The 22,483-nt window shown below is 69.5% G+C and carries 25 protein-coding genes and 2 pseudogenes; 10 read left to right on the top strand and 17 right to left on the bottom strand.

The genetic code is table 11. The annotated features are described in order from the left end of the window. Window position 1 precedes the first annotated feature (1 nt). From HHL28_RS10460 to HHL28_RS10450, 3 genes are read left to right on the top strand one after another with little or no spacing between them, the layout of a single operon-like run. A complete protein-coding gene (locus tag HHL28_RS10460; protein ID WP_075768496.1) occupies window positions 2-1,405 on the top strand; it encodes a S41 family peptidase in 1,404 nt (467 codons plus the stop codon). 22 nt (window positions 1,406-1,427) lie between these two features. Beyond that, window positions 1,428-2,729 (top strand): divergent polysaccharide deacetylase family protein, encoded by a 1,302-nt coding sequence (locus HHL28_RS10455; RefSeq protein WP_075768497.1) that lies wholly within the window; start codon window positions 1,428-1,430, stop codon window positions 2,727-2,729. Between the two features lie 47 nt (window positions 2,730-2,776). Next, entirely contained in the window at window positions 2,777-2,998 is a 222-nt protein-coding gene (locus HHL28_RS10450) for a hypothetical protein (RefSeq protein ID WP_075768498.1), read from the top strand. A gap of 489 nt (window positions 2,999-3,487) precedes the next feature. On the opposite strand, the gene HHL28_RS10445 is transcribed toward HHL28_RS10450, so the two are convergent. The 6 genes from HHL28_RS10445 to HHL28_RS10420 all read right to left on the bottom strand — a co-directional run bounded on the left by HHL28_RS10445 (window position 3,488) and on the right by HHL28_RS10420 (window position 7,841). Continuing rightward, complete coding sequence (locus HHL28_RS10445; protein WP_075768499.1) at window positions 3,488-4,057, bottom strand: tetratricopeptide repeat protein; 570 nt, start codon at window positions 4,055-4,057, stop codon at window positions 3,488-3,490. A gap of 132 nt (window positions 4,058-4,189) precedes the next feature. Then, complete coding sequence (rlmH, locus tag HHL28_RS10440) at window positions 4,190-4,648, bottom strand: 23S rRNA (pseudouridine(1915)-N(3))-methyltransferase RlmH (protein ID WP_075768500.1); 459 nt, start codon at window positions 4,646-4,648, stop codon at window positions 4,190-4,192. Between the two features lie 18 nt (window positions 4,649-4,666). Continuing rightward, on the bottom strand, window positions 4,667-5,134 hold the full coding sequence (rsfS, locus tag HHL28_RS10435) for a ribosome silencing factor (RefSeq protein ID WP_404325534.1): 468 nt from the start codon (window positions 5,132-5,134) through the stop codon (window positions 4,667-4,669). A gap of 49 nt (window positions 5,135-5,183) precedes the next feature. After that, the gene (locus tag HHL28_RS10430) at window positions 5,184-5,840 is read right to left on the bottom strand and encodes a nicotinate-nucleotide adenylyltransferase (protein ID WP_075768501.1); all 657 of its coding nucleotides are present in this window, start codon (window positions 5,838-5,840) and stop codon (window positions 5,184-5,186) included. 7 nt (window positions 5,841-5,847) lie between these two features. Further along, window positions 5,848-7,119, bottom strand: coding sequence for a glutamate-5-semialdehyde dehydrogenase (locus HHL28_RS10425; protein WP_075768502.1), 1,272 nt, complete (start codon window positions 7,117-7,119; stop codon window positions 5,848-5,850). A gap of 71 nt (window positions 7,120-7,190) precedes the next feature. Next, window positions 7,191-7,841: a chromophore lyase CpcT/CpeT gene (locus HHL28_RS10420; RefSeq protein ID WP_169655102.1), complete on the bottom strand. Its 651-nt coding sequence runs from the start codon at window positions 7,839-7,841 to the stop codon at window positions 7,191-7,193. A 105-nt stretch (window positions 7,842-7,946) separates the two neighbouring features. Between HHL28_RS10420 and HHL28_RS10415 the strand changes: the two genes are divergently transcribed. Further along, window positions 7,947-8,174 (top strand): hypothetical protein, encoded by a 228-nt coding sequence (locus HHL28_RS10415; protein ID WP_075768504.1) that lies wholly within the window; start codon window positions 7,947-7,949, stop codon window positions 8,172-8,174. Between the two features lie 92 nt (window positions 8,175-8,266). Here the strand turns inward: HHL28_RS10415 and HHL28_RS10410 are convergent, their stop codons facing one another. From HHL28_RS10410 to HHL28_RS10395, 4 genes are all read right to left on the bottom strand, one after another. Then, entirely contained in the window at window positions 8,267-8,656 is a 390-nt protein-coding gene (locus tag HHL28_RS10410; protein ID WP_075768505.1) for a GxxExxY protein, read from the bottom strand. A gap of 113 nt (window positions 8,657-8,769) precedes the next feature. Further along, window positions 8,770-9,390, bottom strand: a complete 621-nt coding sequence (gene pth, locus HHL28_RS10405) for an aminoacyl-tRNA hydrolase (RefSeq protein ID WP_075768506.1) — start codon at window positions 9,388-9,390, stop codon at window positions 8,770-8,772. Between the two features lie 117 nt (window positions 9,391-9,507). Continuing rightward, complete coding sequence (locus HHL28_RS10400) at window positions 9,508-10,101, bottom strand: 50S ribosomal protein L25/general stress protein Ctc (protein WP_075768507.1); 594 nt, start codon at window positions 10,099-10,101, stop codon at window positions 9,508-9,510. Between the two features lie 234 nt (window positions 10,102-10,335). Next, window positions 10,336-11,268 (bottom strand): ribose-phosphate pyrophosphokinase, encoded by a 933-nt coding sequence (locus tag HHL28_RS10395; RefSeq protein ID WP_075768508.1) that lies wholly within the window; start codon window positions 11,266-11,268, stop codon window positions 10,336-10,338. Window positions 11,269-11,507: 239 nt separating this feature from the next. Between HHL28_RS10395 and HHL28_RS10390 the strand changes: the two genes are divergently transcribed. Continuing rightward, window positions 11,508-12,197: a response regulator gene (locus HHL28_RS10390; protein WP_075768509.1), complete on the top strand. Its 690-nt coding sequence runs from the start codon at window positions 11,508-11,510 to the stop codon at window positions 12,195-12,197. Window positions 12,198-12,214: 17 nt separating this feature from the next. Beyond that, window positions 12,215-13,596, top strand: a pseudogene (locus HHL28_RS10385) (ATP-binding protein). Between the two features lie 70 nt (window positions 13,597-13,666). Here the strand turns inward: HHL28_RS10385 and HHL28_RS10380 are convergent. The 6 genes from HHL28_RS10380 to HHL28_RS10355 all read right to left on the bottom strand — a co-directional run bounded on the left by HHL28_RS10380 (window position 13,667) and on the right by HHL28_RS10355 (window position 17,472). After that, window positions 13,667-14,137 (bottom strand): phasin family protein, encoded by a 471-nt coding sequence (locus HHL28_RS10380; RefSeq protein ID WP_075768511.1) that lies wholly within the window; start codon window positions 14,135-14,137, stop codon window positions 13,667-13,669. A 153-nt stretch (window positions 14,138-14,290) separates the two neighbouring features. Continuing rightward, entirely contained in the window at window positions 14,291-14,902 is a 612-nt protein-coding gene (locus tag HHL28_RS10375; RefSeq protein WP_075768512.1) for a TetR/AcrR family transcriptional regulator, read from the bottom strand. A 103-nt stretch (window positions 14,903-15,005) separates the two neighbouring features. Further along, window positions 15,006-15,503, bottom strand: a complete 498-nt coding sequence (locus tag HHL28_RS10370) for a YbaK/EbsC family protein (RefSeq protein WP_075768513.1) — start codon at window positions 15,501-15,503, stop codon at window positions 15,006-15,008. 4 nt (window positions 15,504-15,507) lie between these two features. Continuing rightward, the gene (gene proC / locus HHL28_RS10365) at window positions 15,508-16,308 is read right to left on the bottom strand and encodes a pyrroline-5-carboxylate reductase (protein WP_075768514.1); all 801 of its coding nucleotides are present in this window, start codon (window positions 16,306-16,308) and stop codon (window positions 15,508-15,510) included. Window positions 16,309-16,369: 61 nt separating this feature from the next. Further along, complete coding sequence (locus HHL28_RS10360) at window positions 16,370-16,873, bottom strand: type III secretion system chaperone family protein (protein ID WP_075768515.1); 504 nt, start codon at window positions 16,871-16,873, stop codon at window positions 16,370-16,372. Between the two features lie 227 nt (window positions 16,874-17,100). Beyond that, entirely contained in the window at window positions 17,101-17,472 is a 372-nt protein-coding gene (locus tag HHL28_RS10355) for an accessory factor UbiK family protein (protein ID WP_075768516.1), read from the bottom strand. 532 nt (window positions 17,473-18,004) lie between these two features. Here HHL28_RS10355 and rfaD point away from each other — a divergent pair. The 4 genes and pseudogenes from rfaD (at window position 18,005) to pgeF (ending at window position 21,699) form a co-directional block, all read left to right on the top strand. Beyond that, window positions 18,005-19,000, top strand: coding sequence for an ADP-glyceromanno-heptose 6-epimerase (rfaD, locus tag HHL28_RS10350; protein ID WP_169655100.1), 996 nt, complete (start codon window positions 18,005-18,007; stop codon window positions 18,998-19,000). A 3-nt stretch (window positions 19,001-19,003) separates the two neighbouring features. Further along, window positions 19,004-19,806, top strand: a pseudogene (gene lgt, locus HHL28_RS10345) (prolipoprotein diacylglyceryl transferase). A gap of 13 nt (window positions 19,807-19,819) precedes the next feature. Continuing rightward, entirely contained in the window at window positions 19,820-20,908 is a 1,089-nt protein-coding gene (locus HHL28_RS10340) for a class I SAM-dependent methyltransferase (protein ID WP_075768519.1), read from the top strand. Between the two features lie 23 nt (window positions 20,909-20,931). Beyond that, window positions 20,932-21,699 (top strand): peptidoglycan editing factor PgeF, encoded by a 768-nt coding sequence (gene pgeF / locus HHL28_RS10335; RefSeq protein ID WP_075768520.1) that lies wholly within the window; start codon window positions 20,932-20,934, stop codon window positions 21,697-21,699. A 238-nt stretch (window positions 21,700-21,937) separates the two neighbouring features. Here the strand turns inward: pgeF and HHL28_RS10330 are convergent, their stop codons facing one another. Further along, the gene (locus HHL28_RS10330) at window positions 21,938-22,441 is read right to left on the bottom strand and encodes a MarR family winged helix-turn-helix transcriptional regulator (RefSeq protein WP_075768521.1); all 504 of its coding nucleotides are present in this window, start codon (window positions 22,439-22,441) and stop codon (window positions 21,938-21,940) included. Window positions 22,442-22,483 lie beyond the last annotated feature (42 nt).

The following is a 22,483-nucleotide window of genomic DNA, read 5'->3' as shown; positions in this document are numbered from 1 at the left end:
CATGACGAAGCTTTTCTCCACGGTCGCCACCGCCGCCCTGCTGGTCCTGGCCCCCGCCGCGTCCTTCGCCCAGGCGAAGCAGCCGGTGAAGTCGGACACCTACAAGCAGCTCGACCTGTTCGCCGACGTGTTCGAGCGGGTGCGGTCCGAATATGTGGAGCAGGTCTCCGACCAGCAGCTGATCGAGGCGGCCATCAACGGCATGCTGACCTCGCTCGACCCGCACTCCAGCTTCATGGACAAGAAGCACTTCGCCGACATGCGGGTGCAGACCCGGGGTGAGTTCGGCGGCCTGGGCATAGAGGTCACGCAGGAGAACGGCGTCGTCAAGGTCGTCTCCCCCATCGACGACACGCCCGCCTTCCGTGCCGGCGTGCAGCCCGGCGACTTCATCACCCACCTGAACGACGAGCAGATCGTCGGCCTCACCCTGAACGAGGCGGTGGAGAAGATGCGCGGCCCCGTGGGCAGCGAGATCAAGGTCACCATCCGCCGCCAGGGCGTGCAGGAACCCATCGAGATCAAGCTGGCCCGCGCCGTGGTGAAGGTGCAGTCCGTCCGCTACCGGGTGGAGGACAATGTCGGCTACATCCGCATCAGCGGCTTCAACGAGCAGACCCAGCCGGGCCTGGACAAGGCCATCAAGGCTATCCAGGAAAAGCTGGGCGGCAAGCTGATCGGCTATGTGCTGGACATGCGCAACAACCCCGGCGGCCTGCTGGACCAGGCGATCAGCGTCTCCGACACCTTCCTGGAGCGGGGGGAGATCGTCTCCACCCGCGGCCGCGACCCCAAGGACGGGGAGCGCTACAACGCCAAGGCGGGCGACGCCGCGGGCGGCCTGCCCATCGTGGTGCTGATCAACGGCGGCTCGGCATCGGCGTCGGAAATCGTGGCCGGCGCCCTGCAGGACCACAAGCGCGCCATCGTCCTGGGCACCCAGAGCTTCGGCAAGGGCTCGGTCCAGACCATCATCCCGCTGTCCGGCGACGCCGGGGCCATGCGGCTGACCACGGCCCGCTATTACACCCCGGCCGGCCGCTCCATCCAGCAGCTCGGCATCACCCCGGACATCGAGGTGCAGCCCGCCAAGGTGGAGCAGATCGCCCAGGCCCAGCGCCGGCGGGAGGCGGACCTGCCGCATGCCCTGCGCAACACCGACGCCAACGCGCAGCGCAACGCGACCCAGCCGAACGTCTCCGGCACCCCCACCACCCCGGCCGCCCCACCCGCCGGCACCGGCACGCCGGGTGCGGGTGAGGTCTCGGCCCCCCAGGCGCCGCAGCAGCCCACCGCCACCGCCCCCGGTGCCAACGGGGAGCAGCCCTTCGACTACCAGCTCGCCCGGGCGCTGGACCTGCTGCGCGGCGTGTCGCTGTTCGCCGGCGCCAAGCACACGAACTGACGGGAAGGCGGCGTAGGCGATCGTGGCGCGTTTCCAGTTCCGGTCCAAGAAGGCCGCCGCCCCTGACGGGGAACTGCCGGAGGGGGCAACCCCCGCCGGCAGCGCCGCCGTGCTGGCCGCCCGCTTCGGCGTGGCGGGCGGCGCGGGTGGGGAGGGCGCGCCCGGCGGCAAGGCCGGGTGGCTGCGCGGCCTGAAACTCCCCCTGCCGTTCAAGCGCAAGCCCAAGGGGGCGGACGGCTTCACCGTGGCCGACCCGTTCGCCGACCCGCCGCGGCGGACGGTGGACAGGAAGGCGCTGGCCTTTCCCGTGGCCGCCGCTGCCGTCGCGCTGACGGTGGCGGGCACGGCCGGGTGGCTTGCCATCCGGGCGCCGCATACCGCGGCCACCCTTGCGCGGGTGGGGGAGCCGTCGGGCCAGGTGCCCGTTCTGCTGCCCGACGGCAGCAAGCGTTTTCCCGACGCGGTGCCGCCGGAGGCCGCCCCCGTGGACCCGGTGGACCTGCCGGTGGAGCTGGCGCCCTCCCGCCAGGACGCGTTGCTGGAGCGGGGCCGTCCGGGCCTTCTGCCCAAGGTGGGGGCGGACGGGACCAAGCCCTGGCAGGCCTATGCCCGGCCCTTCCCGCAGGACGATCCCCGCCCGCGCATCGCCATCGTGGTGACGGAGCTGGGCCTGTCCGACGCGGCGACGGAGAACGCGGTGGCCCGCCTGCCCGGCGCCGTGACCTTCGCCTTCATCCCGGGCCTGCCCGGGTTGCAGGAACGGGTGGACGCCGCCCGGAAGGACGGGCACGAGGTGCTGCTGTCCGTGCCCATGGAGCCCCTGGGCTATCCCCGCAACGACCCCGGCCGAGGCACCCTGCTGACCCGCCTGTCGGATGAGGAGAACCTGCGCCGGCTGGAAGACGTGATGGCCTCCGCCACCGGCTATGTCGGCCTGACCAGCCGCACCGACACCGGCACCCGCTTCCTGACCCAATCCGCCAGCCTGACCCCGGTCCTGTCCCAACTCCAGCGCCGCGGCGTGTTGTACCTGGACCTCTGGCAGGTGGCGGAAAGCCAGGCCACCCGCATCGCCACGCGCCTGGGCCTGCCCCGCGCGGTCAGCGACCTGCAGGTGGACCGGGTCGCCAGCCCCAACGGCATCGATGCCCAGCTCGCCGAACTGGAGCGCCTGGCCAAGGCCAACGGCGTGGCCGTGGGCTTCGCCGAAGCCGCCAACCCCGTCAGCATCGACCGCTTGGCCGCCTGGAGCGCCACCCTGAGGGACCGCGGCATCGTCCTGGCCCCGGTGACCGCCGTGGTGAACCGTCAGGCGGACCGGTGAGGGGCATGGGCTTTCCTGATGGGGAAGGAAGATATATCTTGCCACCCATGAACCCGCTCCTCGACCGCGCCATCTCTGAAGTGTCCCGCCTCCCCGACGATGTTCAGGAGGCGATCGCCGCCTCCATGCTCGAGCAGGTGGAGGCTGAGAAGGGCTGGGCCGAGCGCTTTGCCAAGTCGCCGGGCGTGCTGGCCGGATTGGCGGCTAAGGCACGTGACCGGATTGCCAGGAGTGAGGTCCGGCCCTTGGCGGCACCTGCCCGGCGTTGATGCGGTTGCTGACTTGTCTTCTGAACGCAGAGGACACAGATGGCCGCAGAGAACCCAGAGGTACTTACTGTAACAGTGATGACAGGGATGGCCGGTGATGACAGTGATGGGTTCGGTTTGGCAATGAAGCCGGTTCTTTTATAAGGCATGGTGCCTGCGGCGCTTGATCTGTAGGTCCGCCGACGTCCGGGCCCGACAGAACCGAGGCCTCAAACCCTCTGTGTCCTCTGCGGCCATCTGCGTCCTCTGCGTTCCAAGATCAAACTGGCCATGGGCGCTACGGCCTGACGGGCAGCGACCCATCACTGTCATCACTGGTTATCCCGTCATCACTGCTCCTGTTTATCGACCCCATTGCCGCCTTGCTGGCGATTGGGCTATCGGCGCCCCGCGTCCTCCCAGAAAAGCTGACGCCCGGCGGCTCGGGCGGGGCCGCCGGGCGTCTGGCCCGCGTCCGGGGCGGGGACTTTGCCCCCGGGCGGGGTTCCGTCAGGGTCTCTTGCCCAAACGTGCCACCAGGGGGCTGTCTTCCGGCATCAGGGCCATGGCCTGCTGCATGTCGGTCTTGGCGAGGTCGCCCTTGCCCAGCCTTTCATAGGCCTTGCCGCGGTTGTAGTGGGCCAGGTCGGGGGTGGTAGGATTGTTCGCCAGGGCTTGGCCGTAGCAGTCCACCGCGTCCTGGTAGCGGCCAAGGGCGAACAGGGCGTTGGCCTTGTTGAAATGGGCGTCGCCATAGTGCGGCGTCAGCTCGATGGACTTGTCCAGGTCCTTGATGGCGGCCTGGATGTCATGGGTCTTCAGGTGGACAACCCCCCGGTGCATGTAGGCGACAGAGCGCTCGTCGATGCTGCTCTCGGCCCGGCGGATGGCCCGGTCGCACCAGTAATAGGCTTCGGAGATGTTGTCCCGCTGGGTCTCCATCACGCACAGGGCCGTGTCCGACAAGCCGATCACGACGCTGGGCCCGACGCTGTCCAGGGAACGGGTGCCGCCGGCGGCCATGGCAGCCAGGGGGACGGTGGCGGCAATGCCGGCCAGCAGCAGGGTCCGAAGGATCATGGTCAATCTCCCGCGACGAGAGGGCGTCTGTCACAGGGAGATTAGCGCCAGCCCGGCCCGCGCCGGTACCGGTTTCGATTGCGGCCGTGAAACGAAGGCCGCAAGCTTCCCACGCCAGGGCAAGTATTGATGTCAGGCCCGGTGGTAAGGGTGCCCGGCGAGGATTTGCTGGGCCCGGTACAGTTGTTCCGCCAGCATGCCGCGGACCAGCATGTGCGGCCAGGTCATGGGGCCGAAGGCGAGGACCAAGGCGGCCCGCCGCCGCACCTCCTCCGCCAGCCCGTCGGCCCCGCCGATGACGAAGGCCAGGTCCTGCACCCCGCCGTCGCGCCAGGTGCCGACCTTGCGGGCGAACTCCTCCGACGGGAAGACCTTGCCCCGCTCATCCAGGGCCACCAGGGTGGCCCCGTCGGGGATGGCGGACAGGAGAAGCTCGGCCTCAAGCCGCTTCAACTCCTCCCCTTCCACCCGCTTCTTCGTCTCGACCTCCTTCAGGGTCAGGGGCCAGGACATGCGGCCCCTGTACTCCTCGAACAGGTCGCGCGCGGGACCCGGCCGGGCCCGGCCGACGGCGGCCAGCCAGAGGCGCATGGTCCCGCAGGCCCCCGGTCAGGAGGGCTCGTAGGGCGAGGCGTCGGCCATGCTGGCAGCGAGCGCCACCGATGGCGGCGGCTCCACGCCCCACATCTTCTCGATGTTGTAGAAGGCGCGCACCTCCGGCCGGAACAGGTGGACGATCACGTCGCCGGCATCCACCAGCACCCAGTCGGCCTGTGGCAGGCCTTCCGCGTCCAGGCCGGACAGGCCGAGGTCCTTCAGCTTGCGCAGCAGGTGGTCGGCCATGGCGCCCACCTGGCGGGCGGAGCGGCCTGACGTCACCACCATGTAATCGGCGAAGCTGGTCTTCCCCTGCAGGTCGATCAGGACCGTGTCCTCGGCCTTGTCCTCGTCCAGGCTCTGCAGGATCAGGTCCCGGATGCGCGCGGGCATGTCGGGATCATTGGCGGTGGGCGCCGGGATGGGCGCGGCCTGCGGCCCGGTGGCGCCGTTGGGGGCGGCGGTAGTGATGGTGGTCACCTCTGGTCCTTGTCTCGTGTACGCCTGGGTTCTTGGCACTGGGATACAATCAAACTCTGTCCGCCGCATCACGATCGCCCGCAACCCAGGCAAGCGAATCGCCCCGCGCACGGATATCCGTGGCAGAGGCGGGATGCAGCGGTCCACCGATGAAGGTCCAGGCCGGCGGTTCCATCGTCGGCAGGGCCTGCGCCTTGGCCGCCCCCACCCGTGCCCGGGCGAAGCGTCGGGCAGCCTTGCCGCCCAGCGCCCCGATAGAATAGGGACGGCGGGGGAAGACTGCAACGGGCACCATCCCGAATATTCCGGTCCAGTCTTTCCAGCGGGGGATCTGGGACAGGTTGTCAGCCCCCATCAGCCAGACGAACCGGGTGCGCGGGAACCGCCGCGTCAGTTCCCCCAACGTCTCGGCGGTGAAACGGGTTCCCAACTCCCGCTCGATGTCCGTCACGACGATACGCGGGTGGGATGCCCGGGCGCGGGCCGTACGCAGGCGCGTGGACAGGTCGGCCATGCCGGTGGCCGCCTTCAACGGGTTCTGCGGGCTGACCAGCCACCAGACCTGGTCCAGGCCAAGATGGCGCAGGGCCTGCAGACTCATGAACCGGTGGCCCCCATGGGCCGGGTTGAAGGACCCGCCCAGCAGGCCCACCACCATCCCGTCCCACAGCTTTCCGGCCAGGGGGCGGGGGAGCGACCGGGTCATGCGGCCCTCACGGCCGTACCTGCCCGTCGCCGCGGACCACGTACTTGTAGCTGGTCAGCTGGTCGGCGCCCACGGGCCCTCGGGCATGCAGCTTGCCTGTGCTGATGCCGATCTCCGCCCCGAAGCCGAACTCGCCCCCGTCGGCGAACTGGGTGCTGGCGTTCCACAGCACGATGCCGCTGTCCACCCGGGACAGGAACCGCTCCGCCGTGGCGGGGTCCTCGGTGATGATGCTGTCGGTGTGGTGGCTGGAATGGCGGGCGATGTGATCGATGGCGCCGTCCACCCCGTCCACCACCTTCACGGACAGGATGGCGTCCAGGTACTCCGTGTCCCAGTCCTCGTCGCTCGCCGCCTTGACCCGGTTATCCAGCGCTTGCACCTCTGTGTCGCCGCGGACCTCGCAGCCGGCGGCGATCAGCTTGTCCAGGATGGCGGGCAGGTGGGTGGACAGGACAGGCCGGTCCACCAGCAGCGTCTCCGTCGCCCCGCAGATGCCGGTCCGGCGCATCTTGGCGTTGAAGGTCACCGCCAACGCCTTCGCCGGGTCCGCCGCCCGGTCCACATAGGTGTGGCAGATGCCGTCCAGGTGATAGATCACCGGCACCCGGCTCTCCGCCGCCACGCGGGACGTCAGGGACTTGCCGCCACGGGGGATCACCACGTCCACATGGGCCGTCATGCCCAGAAGGTGGCCCACGGCGGCCCGGTCGGTGGTGGGCACGGACTGGACGGCATCCTCCGGCAGGCCGGCGGCACGAAGGCCCTGGTGCAGGCAGGCCAGGATGGCGCGGCTGCTGTGGAAGCTCTCCGACCCGCCGCGCAGGATGGCGGCGTTGCCCGATTTCAGGCACAGGCCCCCTGCATCCGCCGTGACGTTGGGCCGGCTCTCATAGATGATGGCGATGACGCCCAGGGGCACCCGCACCTTCTGGATGCGCAGGCCGTTGGGCCGGGTCCAATCCTCCAGCACGGCGCCCACCGGGTCCGCCCGCTCGGCGATGTCCTCCAGCCCCCTGGCCATGGACTCGACCCGCTTCGGGTCCAGCAGCAGACGGTCCAGCAGGGCAGGGGACAGGCCCTTGTCCCGGGCTGCCACCATGTCCTTCTCGTTGGCCGCCAGGATGTCCGACAGGTTCGCCCGGATGGCCGCGGCCGCCGCGCGCAGGGCCGCGTCCTTCACTTCGGTCGGCGTCACCGCCAACACGCTTGCCGCGGCGCGGGCCCGCCGACCCATCGCCTCCATCTCTTCCGCCAGCCCGGCCACCATGTCACCCATCTGTCACCTCCGCGATGGACGATAGCCGACAGGCCCAGGCCCCGCACCCCGCAATCGCCGCACCCCACACCCTAGCCGCCGGAAAGCCGCGCCAGCCGGTAGGGGGTGCCGGTGGGCGTCTGCTCGAACACTGTCCCGTCCGCCTTGGTGGTCCGGTCCAGGTGGGTCAGGTTGCTGGGGTCCACGGTCCAACGCTCATGCCGGGTCAGCGTCGTGCCCAGCCAAGTTGCCTCCACCCGGCAGGTCCCCGGCGCCATCTCCCCCACCCAGGCCGCGCCCGTCCGCCGCCAGGCCAGATCACAGCCGGGCTCCGCGGGCAACAGGTCCCGCTCCCCCAGCGTCGCCAGCGTGGCGGCATCCGCGTCCAGCCAGCGGTCCGGTTCCCTCAGCCGCAACTGCTCCATCAGCACCGACCCGCCCGCTTGCCTCAACACCAGCACCGCCTGCCGGTACACATGGGGGGCGAAGTTGTCCTGGATCTGCTGGATATACAGCGCCGTCCCGTCCACCAAGGCCCCGTCCGGCAGCGGCACCACCCGGGCGTTCATCCGCAGGTGCCCAGCCCCCTGGCCCGGTCGCGACCTGCCCCCGTCCTCCCACTGGGCCGGGTTGTCATAGCTCCCCGCCAACAGCCGCGCCAAGTCCGCCGGCCGGTCCTGCGCCTGCACCCCTCCACCCGCCAGCACCATCGCGCCAAGCGCCACCATCATCCCCCGCCGCACGCCAACGTCCTCCCGCCGTCCAGCCCTGGCCGAAAGATTGGGCACGTCCAGCCTGGCCGCAATCCCCCGGTGCGCCGGGCCCCGCCCCGTGCTACGCTACCCCTTATGAGCAGCATCGCCGCCACCGCCCAATCCCCCCTCGCCATCGGCATCCAGGGCTTCCAACGCGCCCAGGAAGCCACCTCCGACGCCGCCACCCAGATCGCCGGCGGCAGCCTGGACCCCGAGGTCATCGTCTCCCTCTCCCAATCCGCCCTGGCGGCAGAGGTGAGCGCGGCCGTGATCAAGCTGGCCGACCAGAGTTTGGGGACGTTGTTGGACGTGATGGCTTGAACCGGGGGGCTCTTTTGGAATGGGCGGCCTGCTCCCGGCCTGTGTTGGGAAAACGGATTTGAACGGATCAGAACGGATTTTAACGGAATGGTTCAGTAGATAAGGCGTTTGTACTCAAGCTCTGAACTGCCAAAGTTGAACAGCAACCCGATGTGCAAGCCGCTGGCGCGTAGGTAATTGATCACTTGCGCTTTATGTTCTGGTAGCAGCGTGGAAACAGCCTTCAATTCCACGATCACCCGTTTTTCCACGACCAGATCGGCGACGTAGTCGCCAACGACTGTTCCTTCATAGCGAACCTTGAACGGCACATGCGCGGTTGCTGACAAACCTCGCCGCCCCAACTCTACCAGCATGGCTTTCCGGTAGACCGCCTCCAGAAAACCATGCCCGAGGGCATTGGAAACCTTCATGGCGCCACCGATGATGGTGGCGGTGAGGTCCTGGGTCTCAGGATCAAGCGAAACGCGATCCGTTTTCATCCGTTCTGATCCGTTAGAATCCGTTTTCCCCACGCACGCAGCCACCTTCGCGATGGCTGGGACGGAGCACCGGACCCTACGGGATTACGCAGGCCTAACGCAGAAAGATCAACTTACCCCACCCCCTCACCCCTGGGTCCTTCCTTCACCGGCTTGGGCGGCTTCGGCGGGGCGGTCAGGTGGGCGATGCGGCTGGCGTATTTCTCGGCATCGCCCTTTGCCATCAGGGGGAATTCCTTGGACAGGGCGTCCAGCAGGGCGGGCAGCCACGCCTCGTCCGCCTTGGCGAAGTTGGACAGGACCCAGCCATGGACCTGTTCCTTCGACCCGGGGTGGCCGATGCCGACGCGCACGCGCCAGTAATCCTTGCCCACATGCTCGTCGATGGAACGCAGGCCGTTGTGGCCGCCATGGCCGCCGCCCTGCTTGACCCGGACCTTGCCCGCGGCCACGTCCAGCTCGTCATGGAAGACGATGAGCTGCTCCGGGATCAGCTTGTAGAACCGCAGCGCCTCCCCCACCGATTGGCCGGACAGGTTCATGAAGGTCTGGGGCTTCAGCAGGTACAGCTTCTCCCCGTTGATGCTCCCCTCTGCCACCAGCCCCTGGAAGCGCTTGCGCCAGGGGGCGGTGCCGTAGCGGCGGTGCAGCTCGTCCACGGCCATGAAGCCGACATTGTGCCGGTGGCGCTCATATTCCGGGCCCGGGTTGCCCAGGCCGACGACCAGCCGCATGACCCCTCACCTCGATCTTGAAGCTTATCCCACAAACACGAACGGCACGGGGGTGGGGCCCCCGTGCCGTCGATGCGGGATGGCAAGGCGCCACCCCAGACACTGCCACGACCCGGATCAGGCCGCGGCGGAATCCTCCGCCGAGCCCGAGGGGGCGGCGATGGTGGCCACGGTGAAGTCGCGGTCGGTGATGGTCGGCCGCACGTTCTCCGGCAGGGTCACGGCGGAGATGTGGATGGAGGCACCCACGTCCACGCCCGCCAGGTTCACGGTGATCTTCTCCGGGATCGCGGCGGCGCGGCAGGTCACCTCGATCTCGTGGCGGACGATGTTCAGCACGCCGCCCTTCTTCAGGCCGGGGCACTGGTCGTTGCCGACGAACTCCACCGGGATCTTCACGACGATCTCGGTGGTCTCGGACACGCGCAGGAAGTCCGCATGGATCGGGCGGTCGGTCACCGGGTCCAGCTGCACGTCACGGGGCAGCACGCGGTGCGTGGCGTCGCCAAGCGTGATGTCGAACAGGTGGGTGAAGAAGCCCTTGCGGTGGATTTCCTTGTTGAACTTGTTGAAGTCCAAGGAAATCATCACCGGCTTCTCCTTGTTGCCGTAGATGACTGCCGGGATGCGGCCTTCGCGACGGGTGGACCGGGCGGTCCCCTTTCCGGCCCGGTCACGCGCCTCGGCGGCGAGCGTGATGATCTCAGTCATGGGTGTTCTCCTCAACGACAAAGGGCCCGGGGGATGATGGTCCCCGGGCCCGGAATGGGCGGCAGCCTCCAGGGGTGCTGCCCGCCCGCAAAACCGATGCGCGCGTGTAGGCGAAACCGCGCGGGAAGTCAAGGTCCGGGAAGCCTGCGGCCAACATGGTTGGCCGCAGGAGGCCGGCGACCGCCGGCCCGCGGGCCCGTGCCCGCGCCCGGCGCTTGAGGGAACAGGAAAAGCTCAATCGAACAGGCTGGACACCGACCGCTCGTTGCTGATGCGCTCGACGGCGTCGGCGATCAGGCGGGCGATGGAGAGCTGGCGGATGTTGCGGGCCTCCGCCACGTCCTTGGTGGCCTGGATGCTGTCGGTGGTGACCAGCTCGTCCAGCGGGCTCTCGCTGACGCGCTTCACGGCACCGCCGGACAGCACCCCGTGGGTGACATAGGCCCGGACCGAGCGGGCGCCCCGCTCCTTCAGCGCCACGGCGGCGTTGCACAGGGTGCCGGCGCTGTCCACGATGTCGTCGATCAGGATGCAGTCGCGGCCCGTCACGTCACCGATGACGTTCATCACCTCCGACACGCCGGCCCGCTCACGCCGCTTGTCGATGATGGCCAGGTCCGCGTCGATGCGCTTGGCGATGGCACGGGCGCGCACCACGCCGCCCACGTCGGGGCTGACCACCATCAGGTTGCCGCCGGGCAGGGCGGCCTGGATGTCCTTGGTGAAGACCGGGGCGGCCACCAGATTGTCCACGGGGATGTCGAAGAAGCCCTGGATCTGCCCGGCATGCAGATCCATGGTCAGCACCCGGTTGGCCCCGGCGGTGGTCAGCAGATTCGCCACCAGCTTGGCGGAGATGGGGGTGCGGGGGCCGGTCTTGCGGTCCTGGCGGGCATAGCCGTAGTACGGGATCACCGCCGTGATGCGCCGGGCAGAGCCGCGGCGCAGGGCGTCGATGGTGACCAGCAACTCCATCAAATGGTCGTTTGCCGGGGCGGAGGTGGACTGCAGCAGGAACACGTCCTCGCCGCGGACATTCTCCTGGATCTCCACGAACACCTCGGCGTCCGCGAACCGGCGGATCAGGGCCCGCGTCAGGGGGATCTCCAGGCAGGTGGAGATGGCCTCGGCCAGCGGCCTGTTGCTGTTGCCGGCGATCAGCTTCATGGGGGCGGGCCCGTCGTCTGGGGTGGTCGGGGCGGCCCGGCCCCGCGGCCCCTCTGGGCTGGCAGGTGTCGCCGAACCGTCACAAAAGCGCGCGCACCATACCCAAGGGGCTTGCCCCTGTAAACCTTGTGACCTTCGCATGCGCACAAGAGAGGCATGCGAATGCAGGCAACAAGGGTCGCGAGCGCCGGACGCGCGGCCAGTGCCGCGGCCGGGCCGGTTCTGCTAAGCTCCGTCCCATGACGGAAGAGCTGCCCCATATCCTGGTCGTGGATGACGACACCCGCCTGCGGGAGGCCCTGCGCCGCTACCTCACCCAGAACGGGTTCCTGGTGAGCACGGCCAGCGACGCCGCGGACGCGCGGGCCAAGCTGTCGTCCCTGGCCTTCGACCTGCTGGTGCTGGACGTGATGATGCCGGGGGAGAGCGGGCTGGAGCTGTGCCGGTCCCTGTCCGCCGGCCCGCGGGTGCCGGTGCTGCTGCTGACCGCCCGCGGCGACCCGGGGGACCGCATCGCCGGGCTGGAGGCCGGGGCGGACGATTACCTGGCCAAGCCGTTCGAGCCGCGGGAGCTGGTGCTGCGGCTGAACGCCATCCTGCGCCGCCTGCCCAAGCCGGCGGCCCCCGCGCCCAGCGAGATACGCCTGGGCCGTTGGGTGTTCGACCCGGTGCGGGAGGAGCTGCGCGCGCCGGAGGAGACGGTGCGGCTGACCAGCGCCGAGGCGGGCTTGCTGAAGGCGCTGGCGGCGGAGCCGGGCGCGGTCTTCACCCGGGAGCGGCTGGTGGAGATGGCAGGCGCCGACGCCGCAAACGAGCGCACCATCGACGTGCAGGTGACCCGCCTGCGCCGCAAGCTGGAGGAGGACCCGCGGGAGCCCCGCTACCTCCAGACCGTGCGCGGCGAGGGCTATGTGCTGCGGCCGGACTGACGGGGGGACCCTGACCCATGGCCCTGCCGGACGCCCTATCCCGACCGCCCACCGCCTGGCAGCGGCGGCCCCGGCCGTTCCGCTGGGTGAAGCGCTTCCTGCCGCGCACCCTGTTCGGCCGGTCGCTGATGATCATGATGACGCCCGTCGTCCTGGCCCAGGCCATCGCCACATTCGTCTTCTATGACCGGCACTGGGAGACCATGACCAACCGCCTGGCCTTCGGCGTGGCGGGGGAGATCGCCATGGTCATCGACCAGATGGACCGCACCGCCGGCGAGGAAGGGCGCAACGGCGTGTTCGTGGCCGCGGCCCGGACCATGGACATATTGGTGACCTTCAGCCCCGGGGAGCGCCTGCCTGAGGGGCGGCAGCGGCTGCGCGGCATCCTGGAGACAACCCTGGCCAAGGCCCTGGACGAGCGGGTGCGGCGGCCCTGGTGGCTGGACACCAACGTGGCCCATGAGTGGATCGAGATCCGGGTGCAGATGCCGGACGGGGTGCTGTCCGTGCTGTCGCCGGAGCGGCGGCTGTTCAGCTTCACCAGCTACCTGTTCATCCTGTGGATGATCGGCAGCCAGCTGGTGCTGTTCACCGTGGCCATCCTGTTCATGCGCAACCAGATCCGCCCCATCCGCCGGCTGGCCGTGGCCGCGGATGCCTTCGGCAAGGGGCGCGACACGCCCGAGTTCAAGCCGGAGGGCGCGTTGGAGGTGCGGCAGGCGGCCCACGCCTTCCTGGTGATGCGGGAGCGCATCCGCCGCCAGATCCGCCAGCGGACGGAGATGCTGGCCGGGGTCAGCCACGACCTCCGCACCCCTCTTACCCGCATGAAGCTGCAGCTGGCCATGCTGCCCGACCACCCGGAGGTGGAGGAGCTGAAGGCCGACGTGGCGGACATGGAGACGATGGTGGAGGGCTATCTGGCCTTCGCCCGCGGCGAGGGCGGCGAGGCGCCCCAGCCGGTGGAGCTGGGCAGCCTGTTGCAGGAGGTGGCGGGCAACGCCCGGCGGGAGGGCGGGACCGTGGCGCTGGACCTAGGCCCCGCCGCGGAGGACGAGGTGGTGCTGCCCCTGCTGCCCGCCACGTTGAAACGCTGCCTGGCCAACCTGGTGGGCAACGCCCTGCGCTATGGCCGCCAGGCCTGGGTCACCCTGCGGCCGGCGCCAGGGGCCTGGGAGGTGGTGGTGGACGATGACGGGCCGGGCATCCCCCGACCCAGCGGGAGGCGGTGTTCCGCCCCTTCCAGCGGCTGGACCCGTCCCGCAACCCGGAGACGGGCGGCGTCGGCCTGGGCCTGACCATCGCCCGCGACGCGGCACGGCGGCATGGCGGCGACGTGGTGCTGGAGGACAGCCCGCGGGGGGGATTGCGGGCGGTGGTGCGGCTGCCGGTGTGAGGCCCTGAAACAAAAAGGGCCGCCCCGTCGCCAGGGCGGCCCTTCCGGCGTCAGGCGTGATGCCCGGCGCTTACTTCTTCGGGGTGATCTTGGCGAGCTGCGCCTTGACTTCCTCGATGCTCTCCTTCACGCGGCCGGAGAGGACCTCGGCGGCCTCGCTGTTGGACTTGGCGACGATCTCAGCCAGTTCCTTCATGTTGGCGATGGCCTTCTCGAAGGCGACCTTCACCAGCTCGGCCTGCTTGGCGACCTTGTCCTCGGGCGTGCCGGCGGCCATCAGCTCGGACACCATGGAAGAGCTCTCCTCCATGGTCTGGCGCAGGATCTCGGCCTGACGGCGCAGGACGGCCTGGAAGCCCTCGGCGGCCAGCTGGTTGGCGGCGGTCAGCGCCTCGATGTTGCGGCGCTGGGAGGCCAGCAGGGACTCCACGTCCATGCCGGGGACTTTGAAGTCGCCGAAGCCCTTGGCCATCTCGGTGAACTTGGTGGGGTCGAAGAACTTGGTCGGGTCGAAGTCCAGGAACGGGTTCTTGGCAGCCATGGTCGTTTCCCCTGATGACAAAGACGTTTCGGCGAAGGCCACGGCGCGCGACCGGGTTACCCCGTTTGTTGCGCCGCAACATAACTGGTCGAGATAATGGGGGCTGCCTGTTTTTTCGTCAATAGTTTTTGTGCACCGCACAAAAGCGTCGACTTATGGAACGGCGGCTTCGGCGGTGTCCGCAGTGGGCGCGCGGCGGCCGGGCAGGCTGTTCCAGACCTCCTCCGCCCGGCGGAGGTTGGCGTCCAGGGCGGCCATGGTCCGGGCCAGGTCCTCGCTGTCATCCTCGAACCAGGTGCGCAGGGTGGCGACCCAGACGGCCGTCAAGCCCTTGGAAAGCAACAATCCCCGGAAGCCCGGCGCGGACAGGCCGGCGGCCTCCAGCATCCAGGCCATGGAGCGGCGGAGCTGGGCGGCGGTGGCGAGGCCGGGCAGCGGGTTGCGCCTCGTCTCCTCCCAGATCACCCGCAGGCCGGGCTTGTAGGGGGCGAGCGCGTCGAAACGGCGCATCAGCACGTCGAACAGCCGGTCCCGCGGCCGCTCCTCCATGTCCGGCTCCCCGCCGGACAGCACGGCCGCATCCACTTGCCGGGCCAGCCCCTCCAGGATGGCGGTACGGCCGGGGAAGTGGCGATAGACCTCCGCCAGGGACAGGCCGGCGCGCTGGGCCACGGCGGCCAGGCTGGTGTTGCGCCAGCCCTGCTCCGCCGCCAGTTCCAGGGCCGCGTCGATCACCTTGCGAGCGTTGTCCGCCTTCTTCGCCATTCCGGTCTCCACACCCACGTTCCAGTGCTGAACAAGATGGTGTGGCGAGGGGTCCCCGGCCATTCCCATGCGTCAGTGAGTTCCCGCCGGGCGTGAGCCCACCTTAAGTCACCGTCTCCACCGTGGCGCCGATCAGGTCCCGTAGGCTGCCGGGGGCGATGGGGAAGACGGTGTTGGGCGTGCCGGCCGCGGCCCAGACGGTGCCGTGCTCCAGCAAGTCCCGGTCGAACAGCACGGCCAGGGGCGGCACCTCATGACCCAAGGGCGGCACGCCGCCGATGGGATAGCCGGTGCGGCTGCGCACGAAGTCCGCGTCCGCCTTGGCCAGCCGGTCGCCGCCCAGCACCCCTGCCAGGTGCCGGGCCACCGCCGCCTCGTTCACCCGGTTGGACCCGCTGGCCACCACCAGGACCGGCTGGTTGCCGTCCCGGGTACGGAAGATGACGGACTTGGCGATCTGGCCCACCTCGCAGCCGATCACCGAGGCGGCCTCCGCCGCCGTGCGGGTCAGGGCCGAGAACTCCACCACATGGATGGGGTGGCCGGCATCATTCAGCAGGTCCTGGATCTTCTGGGCGGAGGGGCTGAGCGGGCCCGGCATGGGGTCACCCCGCCAGCTCGCGGGAGCGCCGGGTGGCCGCGTCCACCGCCCGGCCCAGGAGCTGGACCAACCCGCCCTCCGCCATCAGCACGTCCAGGGCGGCCTCCGTCGTGCCCTTGGGGCTGGTGACGTTGCGGCGGAGCTGTTCGGCCGATTCGAAGCTCTGCCGCATCAGCTCCCCCGACCCGGCGACGGTGCTGCGGGCGAGGCGCACGGCCAAGTCCTGGGGCAGGCCCTGGGCCATGCCGGCGGCGGCCAAGGCCTCCGTCAGCAGGAACACATAGGCCGGGCCGCTGCCGGAAACGGCGGTCACCGCGTCCATGTGCGATTCGTCGGTGGTCCAGGTGACCTCCCCTACGGCGGAGAGCAGGCGCTGGGCCAGGTCCTTCTGCGGCTGGCTGGCGGCGGCGTTGCCGATGCAGACGCTGATGCCCCGGCCCACGGCGGCGGGGGTGTTGGGCATGGCGCGGACGATGGCCGCCCCCGCCCCCAGGTGCTTCTCAAAATAGGCGATGGGCTTGCCAGCGGCAATGGAGACGAAGACGGCAGAGCCAGCGAAGCGCCGGTAGGCCGGCAGGGCCGCATCCATCATCTGCGGCTTCACAGCCAGGATCACGGCGTCCGGCTTGAAATCGGCGGGGATTTCCGCGGCGTCCTTCACCACGGTGGCCCGGGCCGGCAGGCCCTGGGGCACGCTGTGCGGCTCCACCACCACGACGGAGCCGGCGGCACCGGCCGCCTCCCACCCGGCAAGCATGGCCCCGCCCATCTTGCCGCACCCGACCAGCAACAAAGCTGCGCTCATCTCGACCCACTTCCTCCCCGGCGCACACCCCCTCGCGGCGCCGGGGTCCGGTGTGCGGATGTCAGGCCTCTCCGACCGTGTCCAGGATGGCGGCGGCGACCGCCTCCTGCGCCGTCTTGCCGCCCCAGATGACGAACTGGAAGGCGGGGTAATAACGCTCGCACTCCGACAGCGCGATGTCCACAAGGTCCTCGAGCTGCTCCACGCTGGCGGCGCGGGCGCCGCGCAGCAGGGTGGTCTGCCGGAACATCGGCGTATGCTCGTCCGGGTTCACGTCGAAGTGGCCCAGCCACATCTTGGCGTTCACCTCGCCCAGCAGCTCGTTCACCGCGGCCTTGCGGGCGCCGGGCACCTTCATGTCGAACTGGCAGGAGAACTGCATCGCGCTGACTTCCGTCTGCCACAGGAAGAACAGGCGGTAGTCGCACCAGCGGCCGGTGATCTCGACCACCATCTCCTCCTCGCTGACGCGCTCGAACGGCCACTCATTGGCGACCACGATCTCCTCGAGCATGTCGAGCGGGTTGTGGGTGTTCGTCGAGGTCTCGACGGTCATGTCCGTCATGCTGCGCCCTCCTCTCGCGCGCGGTGGGAAGGGGTCCCCTCTCCCCCTCCTGGGCCCGCGCCCACTTTCTCTCTTAAACCCATATCTGGTGGGCTCGGACCACGGGGCTACAAGGAATACGCTGCCAGAAGCCGGACAGCCGCCGCAACCGGGTTTTCCCGGGCGCCCCGTTACCTTTCCATGAACCGGACCGGGCGGGGGGCGGAAAGCCTTGCCCCGCCTGCCTTTCAGCCGCCGTCGCTCAAGGCCCCGTCAGCCGGCGCCGCGTCCCGCGCCGGGGCGGCCGCGGGGGCCGGCAGCTCCACCCCGGCCTTGTCCGCCAGGATCTTCAGCAGGGACTCGAGCCGCGACACCTCCGCCTGGAGGGCGGCGACGGTGGCCAGCGACTCCGACAGCTCCTCCTGGGTGGTGCGGGCCTGGGCGGCCACGGCCTTCACCGCCTCGAACTCCTCCCGGCTGGGCACGTCCATCTGCGCCAGGATGCGCTCGAACTGCTGGCGGACCTGCCCCTCGACCTCCGTCCGAATCCCGGTCAGGGCACCCACGGCCCCCGTCGCCACACGGGCAAGGTCATCCAACAGCCTGTTCTCGACCTGCATCGGTCCCACTCCAGCCAGAAAGCGCGGCATTATGGGTAGGGAGGGGGGACGAGTCCATGGCCGTGGCGTCGCGGGGGTGGGAGGCTGGCATGCCACGGTGCGTCTTGGGGCCCAGGATGAGGGCTGGCGTGCGCTTGGCAGGCGGTGGGGCCGTTCAACACGGACGACGCGGACGCCGCTTCGCGGCAACACGGACAAACACGGACGGTCCTATGGGGGCCGCACGGCCGACCACGCACCGACATCCCACGGCGAAGCCGCAGTGAACCCATCGTTTAATTCCCGGCATCGCCGACAAACAAGGCCAAGCTTGGTTGCGGCTTCGCCGCGGTCTCCGGCCCGCACCATCGGGCCCCACAGCGGTCCGTGTCTGTCCGTGTCCCGCGAAGCGGGTCCATGTCGTCCGTGTTGAACGGCACCGTCCCCACCCCCAAGCCCGACCGCGCCGGTCCCGCACCGGAAATCGCCGCACCCCATGGCGTCCAGGCCCTCCGCCCCCTATGATCCCGCCCGGCAGACAAGAGGTGCGGGAATGTTGGTGGTGACAGGCGGGGCCGGGTTCATCGGGTCGAACCTGGTGGCGGCGCTGGAGCGGCGGGGGTTGGGGCCCATCGTGGTCTGTGACCGGCTGGGCAGCGAGAACAAGTGGCGCAACATCGCCAAGCGCGCCCTGTGGGACCTGCTGACGCCGGAGGCCCTGTTCCCCTTCCTGGAGCGGCATGCGGGGGAGATCGCGGCCGTGTTCCACCTGGGCGCCATCTCCGCCACCACGGAGACGGACGCGGACGCCGTCGTCGCCAACAATTTCCGCCTGAGCCTGGACCTGTGGGAGTGGTGTGCCCGGTCGGAGACGCGGTTCATCTATGCCTCGTCCGCCGCCACCTATGGTGACGGGTCCGCCGGGTTCGACGATGATCCCCGGCCGGAGTCGCTGGCGAGCTTGCGGCCCCTGAACCCCTATGGCTGGTCCAAGCATCTGTTCGACCGGCGGATAGCGCAGGGGCTGGCCCTGGGCGGCCGACGGCCGCCGCAATGGGCAGGGTTGAAGTTCTTCAACGTCTATGGCCCCAACGAGGGACACAAGGGCGACATGCGCAGCGTCGTCGCCAAGCTGTACCCGCAACTGGTCGCCGGGGAGCCGGCCCGGCTGTTCGCCAGCGACCGGCCGGATTATGCCGATGGCGGGCAGGTCCGCGACTTCGTCTGGGTGGGCGACTGCGTGGACGTGATGCTGTGGCTGCACGACCACCCGGAGGTGAGCGGGCTGTTCAACCTGGGCACCGGGCAGGCGCGGAGCTGGAACGACCTTGCCACGGCGCTGTTCGCCGCCGCGGGCCTGCCCAACCGGATTGAGTATGTCCCAATGCCGCCGCATTTGCTGGGCAAGTACCAGTACTTCACGGAGGCACGGATGGACCGGCTGCGCGCGGCGGGCTATGACCGGCCCTTCACCAGCCTGGAGGACGGGGTCGGCCGCTATGTGCGCGACCACCTCGCCACCCCGACCCTTACGTCTGAGCTGACCTAGGCCATGGCCCTGCCCTTCCCCCAGATCGACCCGGTGGCCGTCGCCATCGGCCCCTTCGCCATCCGCTGGTACGCCCTGGCCTATCTGGCCGGGTTCCTGTTCGCCTGGTGGTACTGCATGCGCCTGGCGCAGCGGCGGGGCGGGCGGCCGACGCCGGAGGAGGTGTCGGACTTCGTCACCTGGGCCATCCTGGGCGTGATCCTGGGCGGCAGGCTGGGCAGCGTGCTGTTCTACCGGCCCGGCTATTACCTGGAGAACCCGCTGGAGGTCCTGATGGTCTGGCATGGGGGCATGAGCTTCCATGGCGGGCTGCTGGGCGTCATCGCCGCCATGTTCCTGTACAGCTGGAAGCGCGGCTTCTCCCCCGTCGCGCTGGGGGACGTGGTGGCCTGTGCGGCCCCGGTGGGGCTGTTCCTGGGCCGGCTGGCCAATTTCATCAATGGGGAACTGTACGGGCGGGCGACGGACGTGCCCTGGGCCATGGTCTTCCCCTATTCCGACGGGCAGCCCCGCCATCCCAGCCAGCTCTACCAGGCGGGGCTGGAGGGCATCGTGCTGTTCGTGGTGCTATTTCTGCTGTCCCGCCGGCCCGGGGTGCTGGAGCGGACGGGCACCCTGGCGGGCAGCTTCCTGGTGGGCTATGGCCTGGCCCGCATCGTGGGGAGTTCTTCCGCGAGCCGGACGCCAACCTGGGCTTCCTGGCCTTCGGCGCCACCATGGGGCAGTTGCTGTCCGTGCCGATGGTGCTGGCCGGCTTGTTCCTGATCCTGCGGGCGCCGTGGGGACGGCGCGCGGCGGAGGCGTGACGGGACAGGGTCCATGACGACGGCTCTCCAGGACATCATCGCTCGGCGGATCGCCCTGGCGGGGCCGCTGTCGGTGGCGGAGTACATGGCCCTCTGCCTGGGCCACCCGCAGCACGGCTATTACATGACCCGCGACCCGCTGGGGGCGGCGGGGGACTTCACCACCGCGCCCGAGATCAGCCAGATGTTCGGGGAGCTGCTGGGCCTGTGGGCGGCCCAGTGCTGGATACAGATGGGCCAGCCCGGGTCCGTGCAGCTTGTCGAGCTGGGGCCGGGCCGCGGCACCCTGATGGCGGACGCGCTGCGCGCCACGGCGCGGCTGCCAGGGTTCCACCAAGCGGTGCGGCTGCATTTGGTGGAGACCAGCCCGGTGCTGCGGCAGCGGCAGGCGGCGGCGCTGGGCAAGTACGGCCCCAACTGGCATGACCGGCTGGCGGAGGTGCCGGACGGGCCGATGCTGCTGCTGGCCAACGAGTTCTTTGACGCTTTGCCCGTGCGCCAGTTCCAGAAAGGCCCCCGTGGCCGCTGGGCGGAGCGGAAGGTGGGGCTGGACGATGCGGGGAACCTGTCCTGGAAGCTGGACCCCACGGCGGGGGACGCGCTGGTGCACCCCTCCCTGCGCGCGGCACCGGAGGGCAGCATGGTGGAGATCTGCCCGGCGGGCGTGGCCATCGCGGCGGAGATCGGGGCGCGGCTGGCGGCCCATCCGGGGGCGGCCCTGTTCGTGGATTACGGCTATGCCGGCCCGGCCGTGGGGGACACGGTGCAGGCGCTGCGGCGCCATGCCTTCGTCCCTGTGCTGGAGGCGCCGGGTGAGGCGGACCTGACCGCCCATGTGGACTTCACCGCCTTGGGCGAAGCCGCGGCCACGGCGGGAGCGGCGGCCTATGCCCCTGTTCCACAAAGGGATTTCCTTATATCCTTAGGGATCGAACAGCGTGCCGCGGCCCTGAAGCGGCTTGCGACGCCCGTTCAGGCAGGGGATATTGACGCCGCGCTGCACCGTTTGGTCGGGGACGTGTCCATGGGGCGGCTGTTCAAGGCGCAGGCCTTGGCCAGCCCCGGCCTGCCGGCCCCCGCCGGTTTCGAGCAGCAGACCTGACCAGAGGCGAGAGCAGCGTTCCCGTGATCACCCTAGGCGCCCTGAACGACATCCCCGCCATCCGCCACGGATTCTTCACCCGTGAGGGCGGCGTCAGCAGCGGGCTGTATGACAGCCTGAACTGCGGCTTCGGCAGCGGCGACACGCCGGAGGCGGTGGCGGAGAACCGGGCCCGCGCCATGCGCTTCCTGGACCTGCAGCCGGAGGGGCTGGTCACCGTCTACCAGGTGCACAGCCCCACCGTGGTGACCGTGGACAAGCCCTTCGCCCCGAAGGACGCGCCCAAGGCCGACGCCATGGTGACCAGGCTGCCCCGGGTGGCCCTGGGCATCCTGACTGCCGACTGCGCCCCGGTGCTGTTCTGCGACCCGCAGGCGGAGGTGATCGGTGCCGCCCATGCCGGCTGGAAGGGCGCCATGGGCGGGGTGGTGGAGGCCACCGTGTCGGCCATGGAGGCGCTGGGCGCCAAGGCCGATCGTATCGTGGCCGCCGTAGGCCCCCACATCGCCCACCGCTCCTATGAGGTGGGGGCGGAGTTCCGGGACAGGTTCCTGGCGGAAGCCCCGGCCAACGACTACCACTTCGTCCCCGCCCGCCGGGCCGGGCACTATCTGTTCGACCTGGGCGGCTATGTGGAGCAGCGGTTGGCCAATGCGGGGGTGCAGTTCGTCCACCACTCCCCCCACGACACGCTGGCGGAGTCCGACCGCTTCTTCAGCTATCGCCGCGCCACCCTGAACGGCGAGAAGGACTATGGCCGCGGCCTGTCCGCTATCGCGCTCGCCGAGTAGCGCCGTGCACTACGTGTGGATGTTTGTCCTGTTCTTCCTGGTGCTGGCCGTGCTGGCCATGTGCACGGTGGCGTAGGGTTGGTTGTGTAGGATTGGGGGTGTGGTGCCGTTGGGGACGTGTTTGGGGAACACGGATTCGACGGGATTAACAGGATGGACACAGATCGGGAAAAGATCGGGACAAGATTTGAGGAACTGACGGGCACCATCATTGGTGCGGCCATGCGGGCCGCCACCCTCAGCGCTTCGTCCCCGGCGCCCGGGGCGGGGGGAACTTGGCCCGGTCGGCCTCGTCCATGATGCCCAGCATGACGGTGCGGAACCCCTCCACCGCCGCGGCCCCGGCGGCGCGATAGGCGCGGGCGATGCGAGCCCGCTGGGCGTCGGACAGTTGCCGCTCCAGCTCCTGGCCCTTCTCCGTCAGGGCCAGCAGCCGCTGGCGGCGGTCCTTGGTCCCGGTCCGCTGCTCCACATAGCCTTCGGCCACCAGCTCCGACAGCACCCGTGACAGGCTCTGCTTGGTGATCTGCAGGATGGCCAACAATTCGCTCACCGTGATGCCGGGGTACCGGCCCACGAAATAGACAACCCTGTGGTGCGCCCGCCCCAAGGCGATTTTTGCAAGCATTGCGTCGGGTTCGGCGGTAAAGTCACGGTAGGCGTAGAACAGCAGCTCCATTCCCTGGCGCAGGTCTTCCTCGCGCAGGAAAAGGGGGTTCGGGCCGGTTTTTACGTCAGTCATGTTGACTTGTTTCCGCCAGTCCGGCCCATTGGTCAAGCGATG

The organism is Aerophototrophica crusticola, assembly GCF_012913305.1.
Lineage (GTDB): Bacteria > Pseudomonadota > Alphaproteobacteria > Azospirillales > Azospirillaceae > Niveispirillum > Niveispirillum crusticola.
Note: the sequence above shows the minus strand (reverse complement) of the source record. Positions and strands in the feature narration are given on the sequence as shown.